The sequence below is a fragment of the Coleofasciculus chthonoplastes PCC 7420 genome (assembly GCF_000155555.1).
GTDB lineage: Bacteria > Cyanobacteriota > Cyanobacteriia > Cyanobacteriales > Coleofasciculaceae > Coleofasciculus > Coleofasciculus chthonoplastes_A.
Genome location: NZ_DS989864.1, coordinates 130637 through 150695, shown reverse-complemented (window position 1 = coordinate 150695; position 20059 = coordinate 130637). Strand labels below are relative to the sequence as shown.

13 protein-coding genes are annotated in these 20059 nt (G+C 46.8%); 6 read left to right on the top strand and 7 right to left on the bottom strand.

From position 1 onward, the window contains the following. Positions 1–316 precede the first annotated feature (316 nt). The 3 genes from dapA to MC7420_RS27060 form a co-directional block, all read right to left on the bottom strand. A complete protein-coding gene (gene dapA, locus MC7420_RS27070) occupies positions 317–1201 on the bottom strand; it encodes a 4-hydroxy-tetrahydrodipicolinate synthase (RefSeq protein ID WP_044209978.1) in 885 nt (294 codons plus the stop codon). Between the two features lie 100 nt (positions 1202–1301). Further along, positions 1302–2687 carry an RNA-guided endonuclease InsQ/TnpB family protein gene (locus MC7420_RS27065; protein ID WP_044209975.1) on the bottom strand — a complete coding sequence of 462 codons (1386 nt, stop codon included), beginning with the start codon at positions 2685–2687 and terminating at the stop codon, positions 1302–1304. Between the two features lie 186 nt (positions 2688–2873). Further along, positions 2874–3917 carry an aspartate-semialdehyde dehydrogenase gene (locus MC7420_RS27060; protein ID WP_006104370.1) on the bottom strand — a complete coding sequence of 348 codons (1044 nt, stop codon included), beginning with the start codon at positions 3915–3917 and terminating at the stop codon, positions 2874–2876. Positions 3918–5015: 1098 nt separating this feature from the next. Between MC7420_RS27060 and tig the strand changes: the two genes are divergently transcribed. The 4 genes from tig (at position 5016) to MC7420_RS27040 (ending at position 9675) form a co-directional block, all read left to right on the top strand. Continuing rightward, positions 5016–6491, top strand: a complete 1476-nt coding sequence (gene tig / locus MC7420_RS27055; protein ID WP_006104399.1) for a trigger factor — start codon at positions 5016–5018, stop codon at positions 6489–6491. A gap of 219 nt (positions 6492–6710) precedes the next feature. Continuing rightward, a complete protein-coding gene (gene clpP / locus MC7420_RS27050) occupies positions 6711–7442 on the top strand; it encodes an ATP-dependent Clp endopeptidase proteolytic subunit ClpP (protein ID WP_044209974.1) in 732 nt (243 codons plus the stop codon). Between the two features lie 10 nt (positions 7443–7452). After that, on the top strand, positions 7453–8793 hold the full coding sequence (gene clpX, locus MC7420_RS27045; protein ID WP_006104480.1) for an ATP-dependent protease ATP-binding subunit ClpX: 1341 nt from the start codon (positions 7453–7455) through the stop codon (positions 8791–8793). Between the two features lie 36 nt (positions 8794–8829). Beyond that, positions 8830–9675 carry an alpha/beta fold hydrolase gene (locus MC7420_RS27040; RefSeq protein WP_044209972.1) on the top strand — a complete coding sequence of 282 codons (846 nt, stop codon included), beginning with the start codon at positions 8830–8832 and terminating at the stop codon, positions 9673–9675. Between the two features lie 244 nt (positions 9676–9919). Here the strand turns inward: MC7420_RS27040 and MC7420_RS27035 are convergent, their stop codons facing one another. Next, complete coding sequence (locus MC7420_RS27035) at positions 9920–10525, bottom strand: Uma2 family endonuclease (protein ID WP_006104411.1); 606 nt, start codon at positions 10523–10525, stop codon at positions 9920–9922. Between the two features lie 519 nt (positions 10526–11044). Between MC7420_RS27035 and MC7420_RS27030 the strand changes: the two genes are divergently transcribed. Further along, a complete protein-coding gene (locus tag MC7420_RS27030; protein ID WP_044209970.1) occupies positions 11045–11227 on the top strand; it encodes a hypothetical protein in 183 nt (60 codons plus the stop codon). Positions 11228–11773: 546 nt separating this feature from the next. Here the strand turns inward: MC7420_RS27030 and MC7420_RS27025 are convergent. The 3 genes from MC7420_RS27025 to metH form a co-directional block, all read right to left on the bottom strand. After that, positions 11774–14419, bottom strand: a complete 2646-nt coding sequence (locus tag MC7420_RS27025; RefSeq protein ID WP_006104403.1) for a tetratricopeptide repeat protein — start codon at positions 14417–14419, stop codon at positions 11774–11776. An 88-nt stretch (positions 14420–14507) separates the two neighbouring features. After that, positions 14508–15515: a caspase family protein gene (locus MC7420_RS27020; RefSeq protein WP_006104417.1), complete on the bottom strand. Its 1008-nt coding sequence runs from the start codon at positions 15513–15515 to the stop codon at positions 14508–14510. A 155-nt stretch (positions 15516–15670) separates the two neighbouring features. Further along, positions 15671–19255 carry a methionine synthase gene (metH, locus tag MC7420_RS27015; protein WP_006104477.1) on the bottom strand — a complete coding sequence of 1195 codons (3585 nt, stop codon included), beginning with the start codon at positions 19253–19255 and terminating at the stop codon, positions 15671–15673. 141 nt (positions 19256–19396) lie between these two features. Between metH and MC7420_RS27010 the strand changes: the two genes are divergently transcribed. Further along, complete coding sequence (locus MC7420_RS27010) at positions 19397–19939, top strand: DUF6636 domain-containing protein (RefSeq protein ID WP_006104440.1); 543 nt, start codon at positions 19397–19399, stop codon at positions 19937–19939. The last annotated feature ends 120 nt before the right edge of the window (positions 19940–20059 follow it).

Here is a 20059-nt window from a genome sequence, read left to right as displayed (position 1 = left end):
ACGGCTATAAAAATCAAGACAATAAAGAACACGAGGTTACCATTCAAAATGGTATCCTTGGCTCAATGCCTGCTGTCATTAATTCAACTTGATTCACAAGTTTTATTAAAAAACTGAGCTGGTTTCTAGAGTTTATCGATAAAAACTATAGAATCATCGATAAATTATTTCTCTAGCACCTCAATGGGCAAGGAACAGACAATAGGCTACTTTAGCCCAAAAATCAAGAGTAGTTCATAGATAAATGTTTCGTTGTATTTATTTGACGGGAAATTTAACTCTCCTATACATCTACATCAACAACATTGATGACAATTTAAAGTAAAGAAAGGTCTTGGAGAACCGTCTTGACTTGTTGTTCCAATTCCATCGGCAGCTCACTCAAGGGTGGACGGGGTGAACCGACGTCCCATCCTTGAAGTTTTAATGCGGCTTTGAGTGGAATAGGATTGGCAGTACAAAACAAGACTTTAAATAAAGGAAAAAGCTTTAAGTGAATGTCTCTGGCTAGGTCAATTTGACCCGCTTGGAAAGCCTGGATCATCTGCCGGAGTTCTAGACCAACGAGATGGGAGGAAACACTGACGACTCCGGTTGCCCCCAATGCTAATAAGGCTAGGGTAAAGGAATCTTCTCCTGAGTAAATGGCAAAATCCGGTGGCGTCAGACGCCGTACTTGACTGCCTTGCTCGAAGCTACCACTCGCCTCTTTAATCGCTACAATATTGGGAATTTCCGCTAAACGGGCAACGGTTTCCGGTTGGAGGTTTTGACCCGTGCGCGTTGGTACATTGTAGAGCATCACAGGCAAGTCAGGGCTGGATTTAGCAATTGCCTGGAAATGATTATAGAGTCCCTCTTGGGGGGGTTTATTGTAATAGGGAACAACTTGTAATGAACCATCTACCCCTAGTTTAGCGACTTTTTGGGTGGCTGAGATCGCTTCTTGGGTAGAATTTGACCCTGTGCCAGCAATTACCTTGGCTTTTCCCGCCACCGCTTTCTGCACCACCTGAAATAACTGAGACTCTTCATCCCATGTCAGTGTCGGTGATTCACCCGTTGTACCACAGACGACGACGGTATCGGTACCCTGTTCCACTAAATGAGCCGCTAATTTCTCAGCAACCTGATAATTTACACTGCCGTCTTCTTTAAACGGCGTAATCATTGCCGTTAATACACGTCCAAAATTGACCACCCTTATTTCACTCCTATTTGGTCGTTAGTCATTGGTCATTGGTCATTGGTCATTAGTCATTAGTCATTAGGGATAGAGGTGACATTCTCCTACACCGACCCTAGGGGTACGGTGTAGGCTTCCTTTGGGGTTCCGTTTTAGCCCTTCGACTTCGCTCAGGGCTAAAACGACGCTTCCGGCGTTTTATAGTGGGGAATATGCCCAGCCCCACTTTCTTGATGTTAATCGCAGCGTTCCAATCTCTGTCCAGCACAAACCCACATAAACAGTGGTGAATTCGTACTGATAAATCTTTTTGTTCAACGCGATTACAACAAGAGCATACCTGGCTTGTGTTATGAGGCTTTACTTTCACCACCAATTTACCAGCTTTCGCAGCTTTGTAATTGAGAATTGAAAGGAATTGACCCCAGCCAGCGTCATTGATTGATTTGTTTAAACCTGACTTAGCGCTTTGTCCGTTTGGTAAATATTTCCCATCTTTGTCCTGTTTTGGCTTGTTTTTTCGGGACAAGTTCCCTGGCTTGATGTCTTCGACAAAGAACACCTTCTCATCCCGGCTCACCAGTCGAGTCGCCGATTCATAATGAAATTGCTTTCGCTTCCGCTGTAACTTTTGGTGATGCTTCGATATTTTTTTCGCCAGCTTTCGTCGTGATGCCGACTTATGCGGCTTCCCATCTTTGCGGTTAGCCAACCTTGCCAACTTCGCCTCGGACTGACGGTAATGTTGTTGAATAGGCTCAATTTCCCCATCCGATGCCGTCCATAATTTCTCCAAACCAACGTCCAATCCAATGGAGTTATCTTCTGTTGCTTCTATCTCTGATGGCTTAAACTTGGGGATGGATTTATCCTCTAGGGTTAAGCAAATATACCAACCATCTGCTTTGTGGGAAACTAGCGCCGCTTTGATAGTGAATCCTTCTGGGATTGGGCGATGGTAGATTAGTTTTACCTGACCCACCTTGGGTAGGTTGATATAGGCAATATCCCGTCGTGTACCGCCGTTTTTGGTCCGATGCGGGTTAACCGTAACACTCAGGCAATCAGCTTTTAGTTGAGGGATAGAAACTGTCCGGTATCGCCGCACTGATTTAAAGCGAGGTTTTCCGCTTCGCTTCCTATTTAAATCGCCTTTAATAAACCGATTAAACGTATCTTCTACCCGCTTAATTGCTTCCTGGATTACCTGGGAATAAACCCCTTCGTACAGGTGTTTATTCGATTCCCTTGACCAATGGGTTGCCCGTTTCTGTGAGTAATAGGTTGGCGGGTCTTTGAGGTCTGGTAAATAAGTTACAAAAATTGGACAAGCATTGACAGGTGAGCGATTACGCTCCCACCAGTTAAACCGTTCTTCCAACATCAGATTGTGTATCCGGCACAACTTGTACAGCCATTCATTTAGCTGATAACTTTGTTGCTTATCCAGCACAATTCTATACTGGTAGTTCAGTTTAAATGTGTCTTTGCTTCGCTTCAATTTTTATCACCTCCTTAAGTTCAATTATAACTCACACTCTACACAGGCGATTCATCTCACACCAAATCAAAGATTATGGTGTGAGGCTTCTCGCCGATCAAGCTAAAATTAACTCTGAACTAACGACAATAGATACACAACAGCTTTGCCACAGGATAGAACAAAGGAAATAAGACCAATGACAAATTAATAAGCCATCATTGCTGTTGCTGGCTTTAACCAATTTCGTTCCACCAACAACTCGGCAATTTGTACAGCATTCAACGCTGCCCCTTTGCGAATTTGGTCACCACTCAACCAAATCTCTAATCCACTGGGATGAGACAAGTCTTGTCGAATTCGCCCCACCAGTACATCGTCCTTACCCGTAGCATCTATCGGCATGGGGAAATAATTCGCCTGCCAATCTTCAACCAGTCGCACTCCCGGCGCATTAGCCAGTAACTCCTTGGCTGTGGCGACAGACATGGGTTGAGCAAACTCTAGATTAATCGCTTCTGAGTGAGCTCGTAGCACAGGAACTCGAACACAAGTGGCGCTGATACGAATCTGGGGATCGTTGAAAATCTTACGGGTTTCATTGACCATTTTCATCTCTTCCTCACAATATCCCTGATCATTTAAGGGAGAATTGTGTGGAAACAGGTTAAATGCCAAGGGGTAGGGAAAGCTTTCCGTGGGTGGCGTTTGCTCCTGCAAAATGGCTTGAGCTTGGGCTTTAAGTTCTTCCATCGCCCGTCTACCTGCACCGCTAGCTGATTGATAGGTAGCCACGACAATCCGTTGGATAGGTTGCACCTGATGCAGGGGCCAAACGGCTACTGCCATTAATATCGTCGTGCAGTTGGGATTGGCGATAATCCCTTTATGCTTCGCCGCCGCTTCCGGATTGACCTCAGGAATAACCAGGGGGACGTCAGGATTCATGCGAAAAGCGCTGGAATTGTCAACCACCACAGCTCCCTGCTCAACGGCTTTAGATGCCCAAGCTTTGGATGTTGACCCCCCAGCCGAGGCTAAAACCAAATCCACCTCTTTAAACGAATCCTCCCCTACGGCTTCCACCGGTAGGGATTCGCCTCGAAACTGGAGAGTCCGTCCCGCCGAACGAGGTGAGGCTAAAAGCTTTAAATGGGTAAGGGGAAAGTTACGACTTTCTAATAATTCCAGTAACTCGGCGCCGACTGCACCCGTTGCGCCCAGTATAGCAACGCGAACTTGACTAGACAAATGATCTACCTCCAATTTTTTAACACATCGATTCCGTGGACAGTGACTTAACGCAGCCAAAAAAACAATTAAATTTTCTTAAGCTTAAAACATTATTTAAGGGAAATATGTAATCTATATTCTGACAAAACCCATAAGATTTGAACAAAGGCGATTTTTGTCTTGTGATAACACGACAGACCTAGGTTTGCGCCAATTGACTGAGATCTTACCGTTGGCTTGCCCTTAACGGGACAAATTAACGATAACAGTTCTCGTTCGGAGTTGATGAGTAGGCAGCTCAATTCATATCCTGGCTTCTAGACGTAGCTGGCTACGTCTGCTGGAACAGGCAGTCCAAGTTCTCCTGGCTTCGACAATGGAAACCTTTTGCCTAGCCTAGCTGGTTTAGGGGTAGATTCGCTGCTGTAGACGCTCTGAATGTACTATCATCAGATACGGAAACCCCGCCCGACCGACTCAATCTATGTCTCTTTTATACCCTGAAACAATGACTAGAACTCAAAATAACTCGTTGTCAGACTAGCATATCATGAGGTGTTTGCATTACCCTCTAAAAGAACTCGATGATCACAAAGCTGTTGAATCATTCGTCATTCATCTCACGCTCTACTGTTGAGTGAGCGTGATGCGTCCCCCCGAAAGAGCTAAAATTCAGTTGTCTCCAAAACAAGCGTCAGTCAACAACCCACCGTTAAATCGGAGTACCGATTATAACGGGGGCTGGTAAGATAGCCCGAGTTGACCCGACTCAGGCAGGAATGCCTACGTTAGTGGCAAGTGTTTAAGTTCTTACCTACGGATGCGTAGCTAGTCTGTAGCTCTAAAACTCAAAAGTTAAACAGTCATCTGGGAGGCAGTGCTTTTGAGAAAGTACCGACCACTAACATTGTCTAAGCTAACATTACCGGAGTAATCCGAGTTGGTTTTGTAGGTTTCCCATCAAAAAACCTGCACTGTATTTCAGTTGAAAAACCAATCAGTTATGGATATATTGCCTAGACCACTTGTATCGAGCGGAGTCGAGATCTGCCCCCCGTTTCCTCCCACCACCATAGCTGTACTCAGCTTGGTGGAGACCTCCACGGGGGAAGACAGATGAAAGTTACTCAGGAAAAACTCCCCAAGAGCCAACTCGGTCTGGAAATTGAAATTCCTGCCGAAACTACCAAGAAGGTCTACGAGAAGGTCGTGCAAAATCTTGCCCGCTCTGCCAACATTCCTGGGTTTCGCAAGGGAAAGGTGCCGCGTCAAATTTTGCTCCAGCGTCTTGGTCCTGGACGGATCAAAGAAGCGGCGCTGGAAGATTTGGTACAAAATAGTTTACGGGACGCCCTAAGCCAAGAAACCATTGAGGCACTGGGCAACTACCAGCTAGTTTCCACCTTTGAAGAACTACTGAGTCAGTTCCAGCCGGGACAACCGTTAACCTTCTCGGCATCGGTGGATGTGCCGCCAGACATAAATTTGGGAGACTACGGGAATCTCAGTGTTCAAGCTGAAGAAGTAAAACCCGATCCTGACGCGGTGGATAATTTTTTAGCAGAACGCCAGGTTCAGCACGCCACGCTGATTCCAGTCGAATCGCGCCCTGCTCAAATGGGTGATGTGACGGTTGTGGATTATAAAGGTCGTTTGACACCTGAGGGAGAGGAAGCCGTTGATATTTCTGGCGGTGAGGCGACTGACTTTCAGCTAGAACTGGAAGAAGGACGGTTTCTGGCTGACATTGTTCAGGGAATTGTGGGCATGACACCGGGGGAAACCAAAGAGGTGTCGGTGACATTTCCGGAGGATTATCCGCGAGAGGATTTAGCCAACCAGAGTGCCGTCTTTACCCTTACCCTCAAAGAACTCAAGGAAAAGGAGTTACCGGAACTCGACGACGACTTCGCCCAAGATATTAGTGAAGAGGAAACCATCAGCGAATTACGCGAATCCTTAGCCAAACAATTTGCCGAAAAAGCTGAGCAAGAAACCAAAACAAATAAGGAAAACGCTTTAATCGAAGCGCTGGTGGCACAAGTTGAGATTGACCTACCCGAAACCCTGATTGGGCAGGAAATTCAGACGATATTAACCCAGACGGCGATCCAGATGGAAAACTATGGGATGGATCTGCAGAAAGTATTCACAGCGGAAATGATGCCCCAACTGCGTCAGCGTTCCCGCCCTGATGCGATCGCGCGGCTGCGCCAATCCCTTGCCCTTGAGGAACTGGCGAAACGGGAATCCCTGACTGTGGATGATGAACAGATGGATGCCAAATGTCAGGAAGTGATGAAACAATTGGCAGGGCAAGATGTCGATCCACAACGCTTGCGGGAGTTCGTCAAGTCGGATTTGCTCAAAGAGAAAGCGATTCAATGGTTGGAAGAACACGCTACCATTGAACTGGTTCCGGAAGGATCACTAGAGACCGAAGAAACAACGGAAGAAACAACGGATACACCGGAAACTGGCTCTGAGGCAAGTGAAGAGACCACCGCTCAACCTGAAGCCACAGCTGATCAGGAAAGCGAGGAACCATCACCCACCCCTGATGCTTCTGAGCAAACGGCAACGAGCGAATAAACTTGGGGGTTGGGGAGTTAACCCAGAACAAGCAGGAGCGATCAGTCTTGGGCAAAAGATTTAATCGCTATCTTCAGCACTTATTGATGTTGCTAAGGCATAATGGTAACTAGAAGTTAACGTGGGTAACTCCCGCCCAAGGCTTCCGGAGAACATCTGTGTTCAAACCTGCCGGGAAAACCATTCACTTGTTGACACAAATACTTTAATCCTTGTTCTATGCTGCAATCCCAGTTCCCTGACTACTCATTTACAAGCTGGAGTTCCCCGGAAATTTACTCTGTTAGTACTAGTACAAATAGTCATTCAAATTCAAGCAACATCGTCCCGATGGTGGTTGAACAGTCTGGCGTCGGGGAACGGGCGTTTGATATCTACTCGCGGCTACTGCGGGAACGGATTGTGTTTCTGGGAACAAGAATCAATGATGTAGTGGCTGACTCGATCATTGCCCAGCTTTTGTATTTAGAAGCCGAAGATCCCACCAAAGATATCCAGCTTTACATTCACTCCCCCGGTGGTCCCATTCTTGGACTCGGGGGAGTGATTGCGGGAATGGCGATCTACGATACAATGCAACAGATTCGTCCCGATATTGTCACAATATGTTTTGGTGCGGCGACGGATATGGGCGTGATTCTACTAACCGGGGGAACCCCTGGAAAACGTATGTCCCTGCCCAATGCCCGGATCATGATCAGTCAACCCCTAGGTGGCGCCCAAGGACAAGCCGTTGACATTGAAATCCAAGCGAAGGAAATTTTATATCATAAAAATCAGCTCAATGAGCTAATGGCGTATCATACGGGTCAACCTTATGAAAGAATCGCCACGGATACTGAGCGCGACTTTTTTCTGTCAGCAGCGGAAGCCAAAGAGTATGGTTTAGTAGACCAAGTTATCTCGCGAGAGAATCTCAAGAGCGAAGCCACCGTCACTTCTATTAAGTAAGAGGCTCCTTATGTCTAAATACGACTCCCATCTAAAATGTTCATTTTGTGGCAAGTCTCAAGAGCAGGTTCGCAAGCTAATTGCGGGACCGGGAGTCTACATTTGCGACGAATGTGTAGATTTATGTAACGAAATTTTAGATGAGGAGTTGCTTGATTCCAGCGCTCCGGCTCCCCAGCAAGTTCCCCGCTCAGAACCCCCACAAAAACGTCGCACTCGGGCTTCGGGTTTGTCACTGAATCAGATTCCTAAACCTCGGGAACTGAAAAACTATCTTGACGAACATGTCATCGGTCAGGACGATGCGAAAAAAGTTCTCTCCGTGGCTGTTTATAACCACTATAAGCGCCTAAGTTTTCTTGAAGCCAAGGCAAAGGGCAAAGCTGGATCAGATGATCCGGTGGAACTGCAAAAGTCGAATATTTTGCTCCTCGGACCTACGGGTTGTGGTAAAACCTTACTGGCGCAAACCTTAGCGGCTGTACTCGATGTCCCCTTTGCCGTTGCCGATGCGACAACGCTGACGGAAGCGGGTTATGTGGGTGAAGATGTTGAGAACATCTTACTACGGCTGTTGCAGGTAGCAGATTTGGATGTTGAAGAAGCACAACGGGGAATTATTTATATCGATGAAATTGATAAAATTGCCCGTAAGAGCGAAAACCCTTCGATTACGCGGGATGTTTCTGGGGAAGGGGTTCAGCAAGCGTTACTGAAGATGCTTGAGGGAACCGTTGCCAATGTGCCACCTCAGGGCGGACGAAAGCATCCCTATCAAGACTGCATTCAGATTGATACAGGTAATATATTATTCATTTGTGGTGGTGCCTTTGTCGGTCTAGAGAAGGTGATTGAACAGCGTTTTGGTAAGCGCTCAATCGGCTTTATTCAGCCGGGAGAAGGTCAATCTAAAGAAAAACGGGCGGCGGATTTACTGCGACATTTAGAACCCGATGACTTGGTGAAGTTCGGGATGATTCCGGAATTTATCGGTCGTATTCCCATCGCGGCGGTGGTTGATCCCTTGGATGAAGAAGCTCTGATCGCGATTTTGACCCAGCCGCGCAATGCTTTGGTGAAGCAATATCAGAAATTGTTGAAGATGGACAATGTGCAGCTTGGGTTTACCGAAGACTCGCTGCGAGCTATTGCCCAGGAAGCTTATCGGCGGAAAACGGGAGCGCGAGCGCTGCGGGGTATTGTGGAAGAGTTGATGCTAGAGGTGATGTACGAATTGCCCTCGCGCAAGGATGTGACTCGCTGTACGATTACCCGGGAAATGGTAGAGAAACGCTCGACAGCGGAATTGTTGCTGCATCCGTCATCCCTACCCAAACCAGAATCGGCATAATATTGTTATCAGTGGTGGTATCGAAACGAATCAAGAATGCCTCTAGTTAACGTTCGCGGCGTCGATCATTACTACGAGTGGATGGCTACGTCCCAGCCCTTGGATGATAAGCCTGTCATGGTGTTTATTCATGGTTGGGGCGGTTCGGCTCGGTATTGGCAAAGTACGGCTGAAGCGCTGTCGGATCAGTTTAATTGTTTGCTTTACGATTTGCGCGGATTTGGGCGATCGCGTCTGCCTTCAGAATCGGTTGGGTTACTCTATGAAATGGAGGACTATGCCGAAGATTTGGCGATACTGTTAGAGATGCTCGCCCTCAAGCGCGTCTATATTAATGCTCATTCCCTGGGTGCATCGGTGGCGACGATGTTCCTCAACCGCTATCCGGATCAAGTGGAACGGGCTATTTTAACTTGTAGCGGTATTTTTGAATATGAGGAAAAATCCTTTGCCGCGTTTCATAAGTTTGGCGGTTATGTGGTAAAATACCGCCCCCGCTGGTTTTTACGCATTCCCTTTGCCGGGGCGTTGTTTATGGCGCGATTTTTGCATCGTCCCCTACCGGATACCATAAGTCGGGCATTTTTAGAAGATTTTATCATAGCGGATTATGATGCCGCATTGGGGACGATGTTAACGTCGGTGAGTAAGTATGCGGCGGAGGTAATGCCATCGGAATTTGCCCAGTTAACTGTACCAACGTTATTAGTGGCGGGGGAATATGATCAGATTATTCCATCTGTGTTGGGACAACGGGCAGCGGCGTTGAGTGAGAAGGTGGAGTATTGGGAAATTCCCGATACGGCTCATTTCCCGATGTTGGAAGCCCCGGATGTTTATCTTCAAGGGGTACGGCAATTTTTAAATGGTGACAGTAGATAAGAATTTTAGGATGTTGCTTTTTCACTTTATTTCAACAAAGTTTTTTAGTCGATAATAATATTCATGTTTTCTTTGCCTTGGAGTTATAGCAGTAGACACATCGATTAGGACTTTCGGCACCATTGTAGAGACGCGCCATGGCGCGTCTCTACATAAATGATGTGTCCTAACCGCTATGGCGGTTGCTATAAATGGAATTAAAACCATATCCCTGACTTCTTCAAGAAGTCGGGGATCTCATTATTCAAGCCGATGACGATTTAAGGGCGTTGCGAAACTTTTTCGCTGCCTCCAACCGAGAAGTCTGAGCCATCAACACGCAACGGGTGAGCAGGTCAATACTCAGTGTTGCCAGTTCGGGAATTTCGCTGCGGATAATTTTGTCGTAATGATTATCTCGTAGGCGATAGAGGCTGAATAAACCGTCTTGCCAAAACCATACTTCTGGCACTCCCAATGCCTGATATCGCTTCAGTTTGCTAGTGTCACCACTGGTGACTACAACTTCGATAACCAGATCAGGAATGGATTTGGATGAACCAAAACAGTAAGATTCATCGGCTTGAGCAGAAACGACTCCCTCTCGCTCTTGAGTCATGGAACCCGTGGGTTCAAATTCAATGGCGTTTTCTAGACAAAATAAGCCAATTAAAAAGCCAATGAGCCGACTAAACATTTCATGTTCGCGTCCCGGCATAAGAATTTCAATAGTGCTGTTATAGTAAGCCAGTCGAATACCCGGAGAGTTGGCAAAACCAGTCTGAATTAGCTTAAATTGTTCCCAGGTAATGCTGGAATACACAATACGTTGATCGGTGGAAAGTGGAGTGAGAAGGGGAACTTGGGTCATAGACGTACTATCACCGGGCGAACATTGTATTATTTTATGATAACGAAGCAAGGGTGTTGGACTGGAATAGAAACGTGCGATCGCACTTCAATCACTCCATTGGTGAACTCGTAGGGTGCGTTAACGAAGTAACGCACCGAACCAACCATCAGAACTCGTCGGGTAAGCTGTCATGCATTTAAATTGGGTATTATAGCAAATCGCTAGGCGTGTATTTACAACTCCCGTACCTGAAACTGAGTCCAGATGAGATGTTCGTACAAACAAAGTGTAACTAGACCAGCGCGAAGCGCTATAGTAGCGAGCAAGATGCAAAGCCTGCGGCATGGCTTCGCTAAACGCACTACAAGGCTTTTGCCGTTATTGATATTAAGGTTTAAATGCCGAACAGCTTACGTTTAACGAAGTCAAGGCTTACCCAGACACACCAATGATAATGATGAGGTTAAAGGTGCGTTACGCTATCGCTCTCCTCACCCTACGAAAATTGTCAGGGTGATTCCAGAGGTGGCTTTAACGATGAGCGATCGCGTCACATCTTTGCACTCTACTCTTGACCAGAATACCTCTGGAACCTCTCCCGATCAACTGATTCCTGAAGATAGTAACACCGAGATTCATGATGAAATCCACAACACTCAGGCTATCCAGATGAAAAGGCTCCAATTGAGTCAACAATTGATGCACCTTCATACAGGTTAAGTCATCCCATAACTCGCCCACCACACATAAACACTCGCCCACCACACATAAACACTTGCTGACGACACTCAAATACTCGCTGACGACACATAATCACTCGCTGACGACACATAGAAACTCTTTGACCACACATAATCACTTGTTAAGCACACTCAAATACTCGTTGACGAAAATCAAAGACTCGCTAACGAGTATCAAAGACTCATTGACGAGAATCAAAGACTCGCTACCCACACATAAATACTCGTGGACGAGTATCCAAGCTTGGTTAATTAGGCTCAAAGCCTCGTTGATGAGTGTCAAAACCTGGTTAATCCCTGTCAGACTCAGCCAACGTGAGCAAAAATCATGGAACGAGAGGGTTAGTTCACAGAATTTGGACTTCAGCGAGGAGTGAGAGAATTGATTAGCCTATCAGAGGAGGTTAGGGAGGGGGTTCTTGAGTGATAAATCTTGAAACGCTTATCCTAGAATTTACGCAAAGCTTCTATCTGTAGGGTGCTATCTTCGTAGCGTAACGCACCATTGCCACTTCCACAAGCGCCATCAGGGAGAATGACGTAATCTATCGCGCAGGAGTTGCAGATTATTACGGATTTGAATAGTATTAGGATGATGAGAGCCTAACGTGCGATCGGCAATGGCTAAAGCTTTGATTAACAAAGGTTCAGCTTCCTTGTCACGTCCTTGAGCATCGTAGAGTCCTGCTAAATTATTCAGGCTAGCAGCAACATCAAGATGGTATTCTCCCAACTTAAATGTCTGTATTTCTAAAGCTTGTAAAAACAACGGTTCGGCTTCCTTGTACCGTTCTTGAACATAGTAGAGTGCTGCTAAATTGTTGAGGCTTTGTGCAATATCGGGATGTTCCTCTCCTAGCCGACGTTTCCGCAGTTCAAAGGCTTGTATATACAACAGTTCGGCTTGCTCATAGCGTCCTTGAGCTGTATAGAGTTGTGCCAAATTGTTGAGACTTTGTGCAACATCGGGATGTTCTTCTACTAACCGACGTTTCCGCCGTTCTAAAGCTTGAACATACAACGGTTCGGCTTGCTCATAGCGTTTTTGAACATAGTAGAGTAATGCCAAATTATTGAGGCTTTGTGCAACATCGGGATGTTCCTCTCCTAGCTGGCGTTTCCTCAGTTCTAAGGCTTGAAGATTTAACCTTTCGGCTTGGTCGTAGCATCCTTGAGTTCGGTAAAGTTCTCCTAGATTGTTGAGGGTAGTGGCGACAACAATATGGTCTTGTCCCAGCAGGCGTTTTCTTAGTTCTAAAGCTTTTAGATACAACGGTTCAGCTTGCTCATAGCGTCCTTGAGCATGGTAGAGTGCTGCCAAAGTATTAAGGCTGAGTGCGACATCAAGATGCTCCTCTCCCAGCCGACGTTTCCTCAGTTCTAAGGCTTGTATATACAACAGTTCGGCTTGCTCATAGCGTCCTTGATATTTGTAGAGCAATGCTAGATTGCTGAGGGTGTTAGCAATATTGGGATGGTCTTGTTCGAGCCAGCGTCTCTGTATTTCTAAGGCTTGTAGATATAACGGTTCGGCTTGTTCATAGCGTCCTTGACGGTAGTAGAGTCCTGCTAGATTATTGAGACTAGCGGCAACATCAGTATGGTCTTCTCCCAAACGGTTTTGAGTTGTGGATAGGCATTGCTCATACCAGGGTACGGCTTGGTGATAGTCTCCTTGACCTTCATAAAAACGACCTAGACCGACGAAAGGTTCAGTTATATCATTATCCATCAACCAATCTTGTTGACTCGTCGCTGCTTCTGCAATATGAGGAATAACTGGATTGACTGCTTTAATCTCTGCCAATGTTGGCGTCTCCGGGATTTTATCTGCTTCCCCTACCATCACCCGACAAAAATCCCGCTTCAACTCCTCCGCTATTCCTGACGCTTCCCGCTTACTGATCAAAAATTCCCGAATTAACGGATGTAATTGATACAACTCCTTCCCTTGACGCTGCACTAAATGCAGATTCACTAACCCATAATCCCGAATTTCCTCCAACTCCTCCTCATCAATCTCCGCCAAACACGCCTCCACCAATCGCCAGGGAATTGGCGCAGCCGCAAATAAACTTAACCCTATCCCCAACTCCTGCGCTGACTCATCCAATTCTTGCCAACTCAACTCAAACGCATCTCTTACCCCCAATTGCGCCGTCATATCAGCCTCTGACTTGGGCTTTTTCAGCGCTAACTGTTCCAGCCGTTTCGCCTGCAACCGAGATAACATTTCCTGTAACGATAAATCCGGTTTTCGCCGCAAATATCGCCCCACCAATTCCAACCCCAAGGGCAGATATCCCAACCAGCGACAGAGTTTTCGCGCTTCCCAGGGTTCCGGTTGCAGCCGTTCTCGTCCAATCAGCGATTTTAACAACGCCAATGCTGCTCTCGGTTTCAGCACATCCAGGGGTAACTGGCGAATCGACGCCCCCAAGTCTAACCGTGTCGTGATGAGTACCTTAAACCGAGAAGCATCCGGGGGCAAATACTGCCGCACTTGCTGATAATCCGTGACATCATCAATAATAATCAGCACCTGTCCCGGCGGTAGCCAATTTCGCCAGCAGTACGCCACCTGAAGCGGTAACTCTAACCCTTCTGGAATGGATAAGGGTAAATACGCCCTAGCAAATTGGACTATCTGAACCCCTAAATCCACACCTCGCCCATCCAACCAGCACACGCCACCCTCATACACCGATTCCGGCGGAACGTTTTCCCGATGGGAATAGCGCCTAGCATATTGCAGCGCCAACTCGGTTTTTCCCACACCTCCCATCCCCGCCACAGCAGAAATGGCAACTTGCTGATTTTCCTGTAACTGTTGATGTAGCGTAGCTAGGGCGGTTTCTCGTCCGACAAACTGAACCACCCCACTGAGAGGAAGATTCTGGGGAATACCTGTGGGTTGAGGCTGAAGCTCTGATACTATTTCTTGTAAGATTGCCTTAATCGTCTCGGCATCAGCACCGTAATAGGTAGGATTAATTTGAATATCCCCAGCTTGACCAATGTGACCGATATTAATATTGTGATCCCCTTCTTGCGCCACAATCTGGTCACCGCGAACAATCACCGCATCCCGCAGCGCGATAATATCGGCTTCAGTGTAGGAATGGGTAGCGACTCGGTTAAGAATTGCCTGTAATTGCTCAATCTTAGTCATGGTTTGTAGTGAGGACTTTAGTCCTCCCGTCAGAGGCGCTAAAGCGCCGACTACGAACGAACGAACGAATGGGTTTGTAGTGAGGACTTTAGTCCTCTCGACTATTCTCTATCCTAATCTCTCCAGCACGGGCAATATTCCCGAAATTTACATTACCTGAACCTGAACTATCAACGGTTTGAGTTCCTGAGGCTATAGCAACATCTCTACCTGCAATAATTCTCCCCATTGTCTCAGCCACATCTGCTTCTACTGCTTCCCATCCCTTCTCCGGTAAACCCTTCCCTCCCCGCAATAATGACACGGCAAAATCTTCCGTGGCTAAATCAAAGAAGGGGATTTGTGCTTGCTGATATTCGTGCTGCACTGTTTCGGGAACCACTTTTCCCAGATAATTCATTAAATTCGACACTCGCACCACTGTATCTCCCGGTTGATTCCCCGCCCCTTGCAGCGCTTCGATTAAATGATAGGTGTAGACACTCATCGCCCCATCCCCACGAATCCAAGACGATTGTGTGCCTCTTGAGGATGTAAAAACAACCCGCCCTTCACCCTGTTTCAGTTCCTCAATAAACTGTTTCGGTAACGCCGTCTGTGCAAAATCTGTGGGCAGTTTAATCGGTACAATTTTATCCTTTGCTGTTGCCATTCCTTGAGCATGACAACTATCAATAATTACCAGCAATCGTTTGGCACAAATCTGGCGTATTGCTTCGGTAAAGGCTTGAGCCGACACCGCCGAGTCGGGGATATCCACGGCTTCAATATCATGTTGAATCAAATAGTATTTACCCGTAGACTGATCTAGCCAGCCGTGACCCGAATAATAGATAATAATTGTCGCCTCAGTATCCGCCGCCGCTTGTGCTTTCAGCCAGGTTAATCCATCAACTATCGCCTGACGGGTTGCCCCAGCATCATACAATAAACGGATATGCTGTTCATCATTCAGATAACCACAAAGATTTGGGTCAGTGAGAATCGACTGAATGGCGTGCATATCCTTTACCGTCACCGGAAGTGACCATTTCGGGTAAGCGGATTCACCTACACCAATGAGTAAAGCGTAACCATGAGAGAATGTATTGGTCAAAGGCTTATTAAGCGTACCATTGATGTTAAGTATACACCCATACTGACATAGAGGCGAGGAGAGTGAACCAATGAGTTTAGTGATTCCCACAGCAGTAAAAACGGTGCGTTACGCTTCGCTAACGCACCCTACGATTAAGTACGATTAAGGTAGAATTAAGCGCTGAAATATTTGGCGACGGGATGATAGGTAACGATCGCGGTGGTGGATTGTTCTGGATATAGTTGTTCACTTTCATCCATGTACAGGTTGATGCGATCGCACTTCAACAACTCCAGTTGCTTGTACTGATCCTGGATATTCGGACAAGCGGGATAGCCGAAGCTATAGCGCGAACCTTGATACCGTTGCGCTAAGACATCTCGAATCGTATCCGGTTCCTCCCCACCAAAGCCTAACTCCCGGCGAATTCGGGCGTGTATCCATTCGGCTAAGGCTTCTGCCATTTGGACGGCTAAGCCGTGATAATAGAGATAATCGGTATACTGATCCGATTCAAATAGCTGCTTGGCGTATCGGGTAGCGACTTCCCCCACGGTTACCGCTTGCATCGGGAAAACATCGATAATTCCGGAGTCTTTAGGCGCAAAGAAATCAGCAATACATAGACGCCGCCCCGATTTTTGGCGCGGGAATTTAAAGGTGGCGATTGGTTGCCATTTCTCTGGATGTTTCTCACCCTCTTGATTCATCATCTCCGGATCAAACAGATGTAGAGAATTTCCTTCAGATTGACAGGGGAAATAGCCATAAATAATTTGCGGATGCAATAAATTCTCCGCCACAACTCGCTGTTTCCAGTCGTCAAGAATCGGATACACCGTCTCTTCCAGAAACTGATTATACTCCTCACGGGATTGGTCTTTCGGTTTGCGGAACTGCCATTGTCCAGCAATTAGCGCCTGCAAATCTAGATACCACAATGCCTCATCGATGGGAATATCTTCCGGTTGCAATATCCGAGTTCCCCAGAATGGCGGAGTTGGGCGATTAATCTCTAAGGTAATATGTTCAGAACGGCGGGTATTTTCTACCTCTGGAACCGATTGTTTCGCCGATGACTTCTTGGTTTTCTTCTGTTTATCGGATTTGCCGTTTTCTGATGGTTCATCGGTTCCGTCTGGAATTTCATCCGTTGTAACTTCATCTAAGAAGCCTTTTAAATCATCCCACTCTTCGGCAGCTTTAGCGGGCATGAGTTTATCCATAAAGTGTAAGTCGGAAAACGCATCTTTGCCATACACGACTTTCCCTTGATAGGTATTCTGACAATCCTGATAGACGAACTTCGGTGTCAATGCTGCACCGCCTAAAATAACAGGAACCGTGATTCCCTTTTCGTTAAACGTCTCCAGGTTATCTTTCATAAATGCCGTGGATTTCACCAAGAGTCCACTCATGGCAATACAATCGGCATTATGTTCTTTGTACGCCTCAATAATATTGTCTACGGGTTGCTTAATTCCCAGATTGATCACCTTATACCCATTATTGGTGAGGATGATATCCACCAGGTTTTTACCAATATCGTGAACATCGCCTTTCACTGTAGCAATCACCATGATTCCCTTGGCATTATTTTCCCCGTCTTCTTTTTCCATATACGGTTCTAAATATGCCACCGCCGCTTTCATGGTTTCGGCGGATTGCAAGACAAAGGGGAGTTGCATTTGTCCGGAACCGAAGAGTTCGCCGACGACTTTCATCCCATCTAAAAGGAAGGTGTTGATAATCTCTAACGGTTGATAGGTTTCTAATGCTTTCGCCAGACTATTATCCAAGCCAATCCGTTCTCCGTCGATGATGTGACGCTTAAGACGTTCTTCAATTGGCAGATTTTCATCCACTGTGCGATCGCGCTTCGTGGTTTTGCCTTCAAATAGCTGAGTAATCTCCCCTAACGGATCATACGTGCAGATATCGCCATCAAACTCCCGTTGATCATAAATCAGTTTCCGGCATATCTCTTGATGTTCGGGTTCAATTTTGGCTACAGGTAAAATCTTACTGGCGCTAACAATCGCTGCATCTAACCCCACCGCCATGGCTTCATGGAGGAACATGGAGTTTAATACTACCCTGGCGGCGGGATTGAGTCCAAAGGATATATTAGAAACACCGAGAATAATATGACATCCGGGTAATTCTTCCCGCATCCGGCGGATGGATTCAATTGTCGCTTTCCCGTTGCTTCTGTCTTCTTCAATTCCCGTGGAAATCGGTAACGCTAGGGGGTCAAAAAAGATTTCATGGGCGGGAATCCCATAGTCTATAGCTTGGTGATAGGCTCGTTGTGCGATCGCGAATTTTCGGTCAGCGGTTCGCGCCATCCCCTCTTCGTCAATTGTCCCCACAATTACACCCGCGCCATACATTTTGGCTAAGTCTAAGACTTTCAGGAACCGTTCCTCCCCATCTTCATAGTTGGTGGAATTGAGGATACATTTCCCCCCCGCAACTTTTAACCCCGCCTCCATCTTTTGCCATTCTGTGGAGTCCAGCACTAGGGGTAAGGTAACATTGGTGACTAAACGGGAAACCAATTCATGCATATCATGTTCGCCATCCCGTCCCACATAGTCCACATTCACATCGAGGACATGGGCACCTTCGCGTACCTGCGCCCTAGCTAAGGCGACTAATCCATCCCAGTCTTCATTATTTAATAAGGTGCGGCATTTTTTCGAGCCACTGGCATTTAAGCGTTCACCGACAATTAGGAATGAGTTATCCTGCTCATAAGGTTGGGTGGAATAAATCGAAGCAGCGGCGGGTTCGTATTCGGGATGACGTTCTTTCGGCGTCAGGGTTTGGGCAATTTCGGCTAATTGTTGAATATGTTCCGGGCGAGTACCGCAACAGCCGCCAATCACCTGGACACCCAAGTCTTCAATAAAATGCATTAACGCCATTCTGAGTTCCATTGGCGTTAATTTATAATGGGCTTGTCCCCCGACATTTTCCGGTAATCCTGCATTGGGGATACACGACACCACAAAGGGTGAATGCTGGGACAGATATTTGATATGATCCTTCATGCGATCGGGTCCCGTGGCGCAGTTAAGACCGAGAATATCAATGGGATAGCGTTCCAAAATTGCCAGGGCTGCACCAATTTCGGTTCCCACCAGCATGGTTCCCTGAACTTCCACCGTTACCGATACCATAATCGGGCGGCGTTCCCCTTTCTTCCGAAACACCTCTTCCACCCCATTCAGTGCGGCTTTAATTTGCAGCACATCCTGACAGGTTTCGATAATCATTAAATCGACACCGCCATCGTAGAGTCCTTCGGCTTGTTCAGCAAAGGTGGCTTGGATTGTGTCAAAATCAATATGCCCCAATGTGGGGAGTTTCGTTGTCGGTCCGATGGAACCGGCTACAAATCGGGGTTTTTCGGGTGTGGAGAATTCGGCTGCAACCTTTTTAGCGAGTTCGGCTGCGGCTTTATTCAGACTATAGGCTTGATCCGCTAAATCATATTCTGCCAGAACAATCGACGCCCCCCCAAACGTATCCGTCTCAATCACATCCGCCCCGGCTTCCAGGAAACGACGATGTACTGTCGCCACGGCTTCCGGTTTGGTATGAACCAGATACTCATTACATCCTTCATACTTCGCCCCACCAAAGTCTTCAGCGGTGAGGTTTTGGGTTTGCAGGTTGGTTCCCATGGCACCATCGAAGACGAGAACCGGGCGTTGGGGACTATGAAGGCGAGTTAGGAAGGCACTGTTCATAACTGTCTTGGCAATCTGGGTGTAGATAAATATTAGTGTAGGTGCAATGTATGATCACAGACAACCTGAGGTGAGGGGGTGAGGGGTGATTGGCAGGTTAGAATTTCGACAGTTATCCCACCGTTTTCTTTCATCTATGCAATGTTTGTTTATTCTAGACCATTAACCCATGCCTCTGGAGCGATCGCGATCGTTCTGAATCTTACCCTGATCCTGGGCGCGTGTAGTGCTTCAACCTCCGAACCGGAAGCCACTCGAATCCCTGAGTCCACGGGAAATGCAACGATCTCCGATGCGACCCAAACTGATGCAATACTCTCCACCCCCCAATTTGCCACCCCCAGTGGTAAGATTCAGTGTTTGGCAATGGATGAACACTTACGGTGTGAACTGACTACAGGTAAGCCTATCCAGCCTCTACCCCCGCAACCTGACGATTGTCCCCTCGATTGGGGAAACGGCTTAGTGTTAAATGCTGCGGATGAGGTAGAAATCCTTTGTGCTGGAGACACGATTCAGTTACCGCCGGAGGAGATCTCGACCTTACCCTACGGTCAAACTTGGGCGTATGGTGGGTTTCACTGCACCGTAGAACCGATCGGTCTAACCTGTTTTAATCAGCGTCAGCAAGGCTTTTTCTTAAGTACGCAAAAATGGAAAGCGATCGCCAATACCAATAGGTGAGTAAACACGTAAAGAGTTCAAGAGTTTGCAATTAAAGTTCAATCTGTTGAGTTAAACTATTTCAAAAAAATCAGAAATACGTCGGTATTGAATTTTACAAATGCGGCAATCATTTTACCC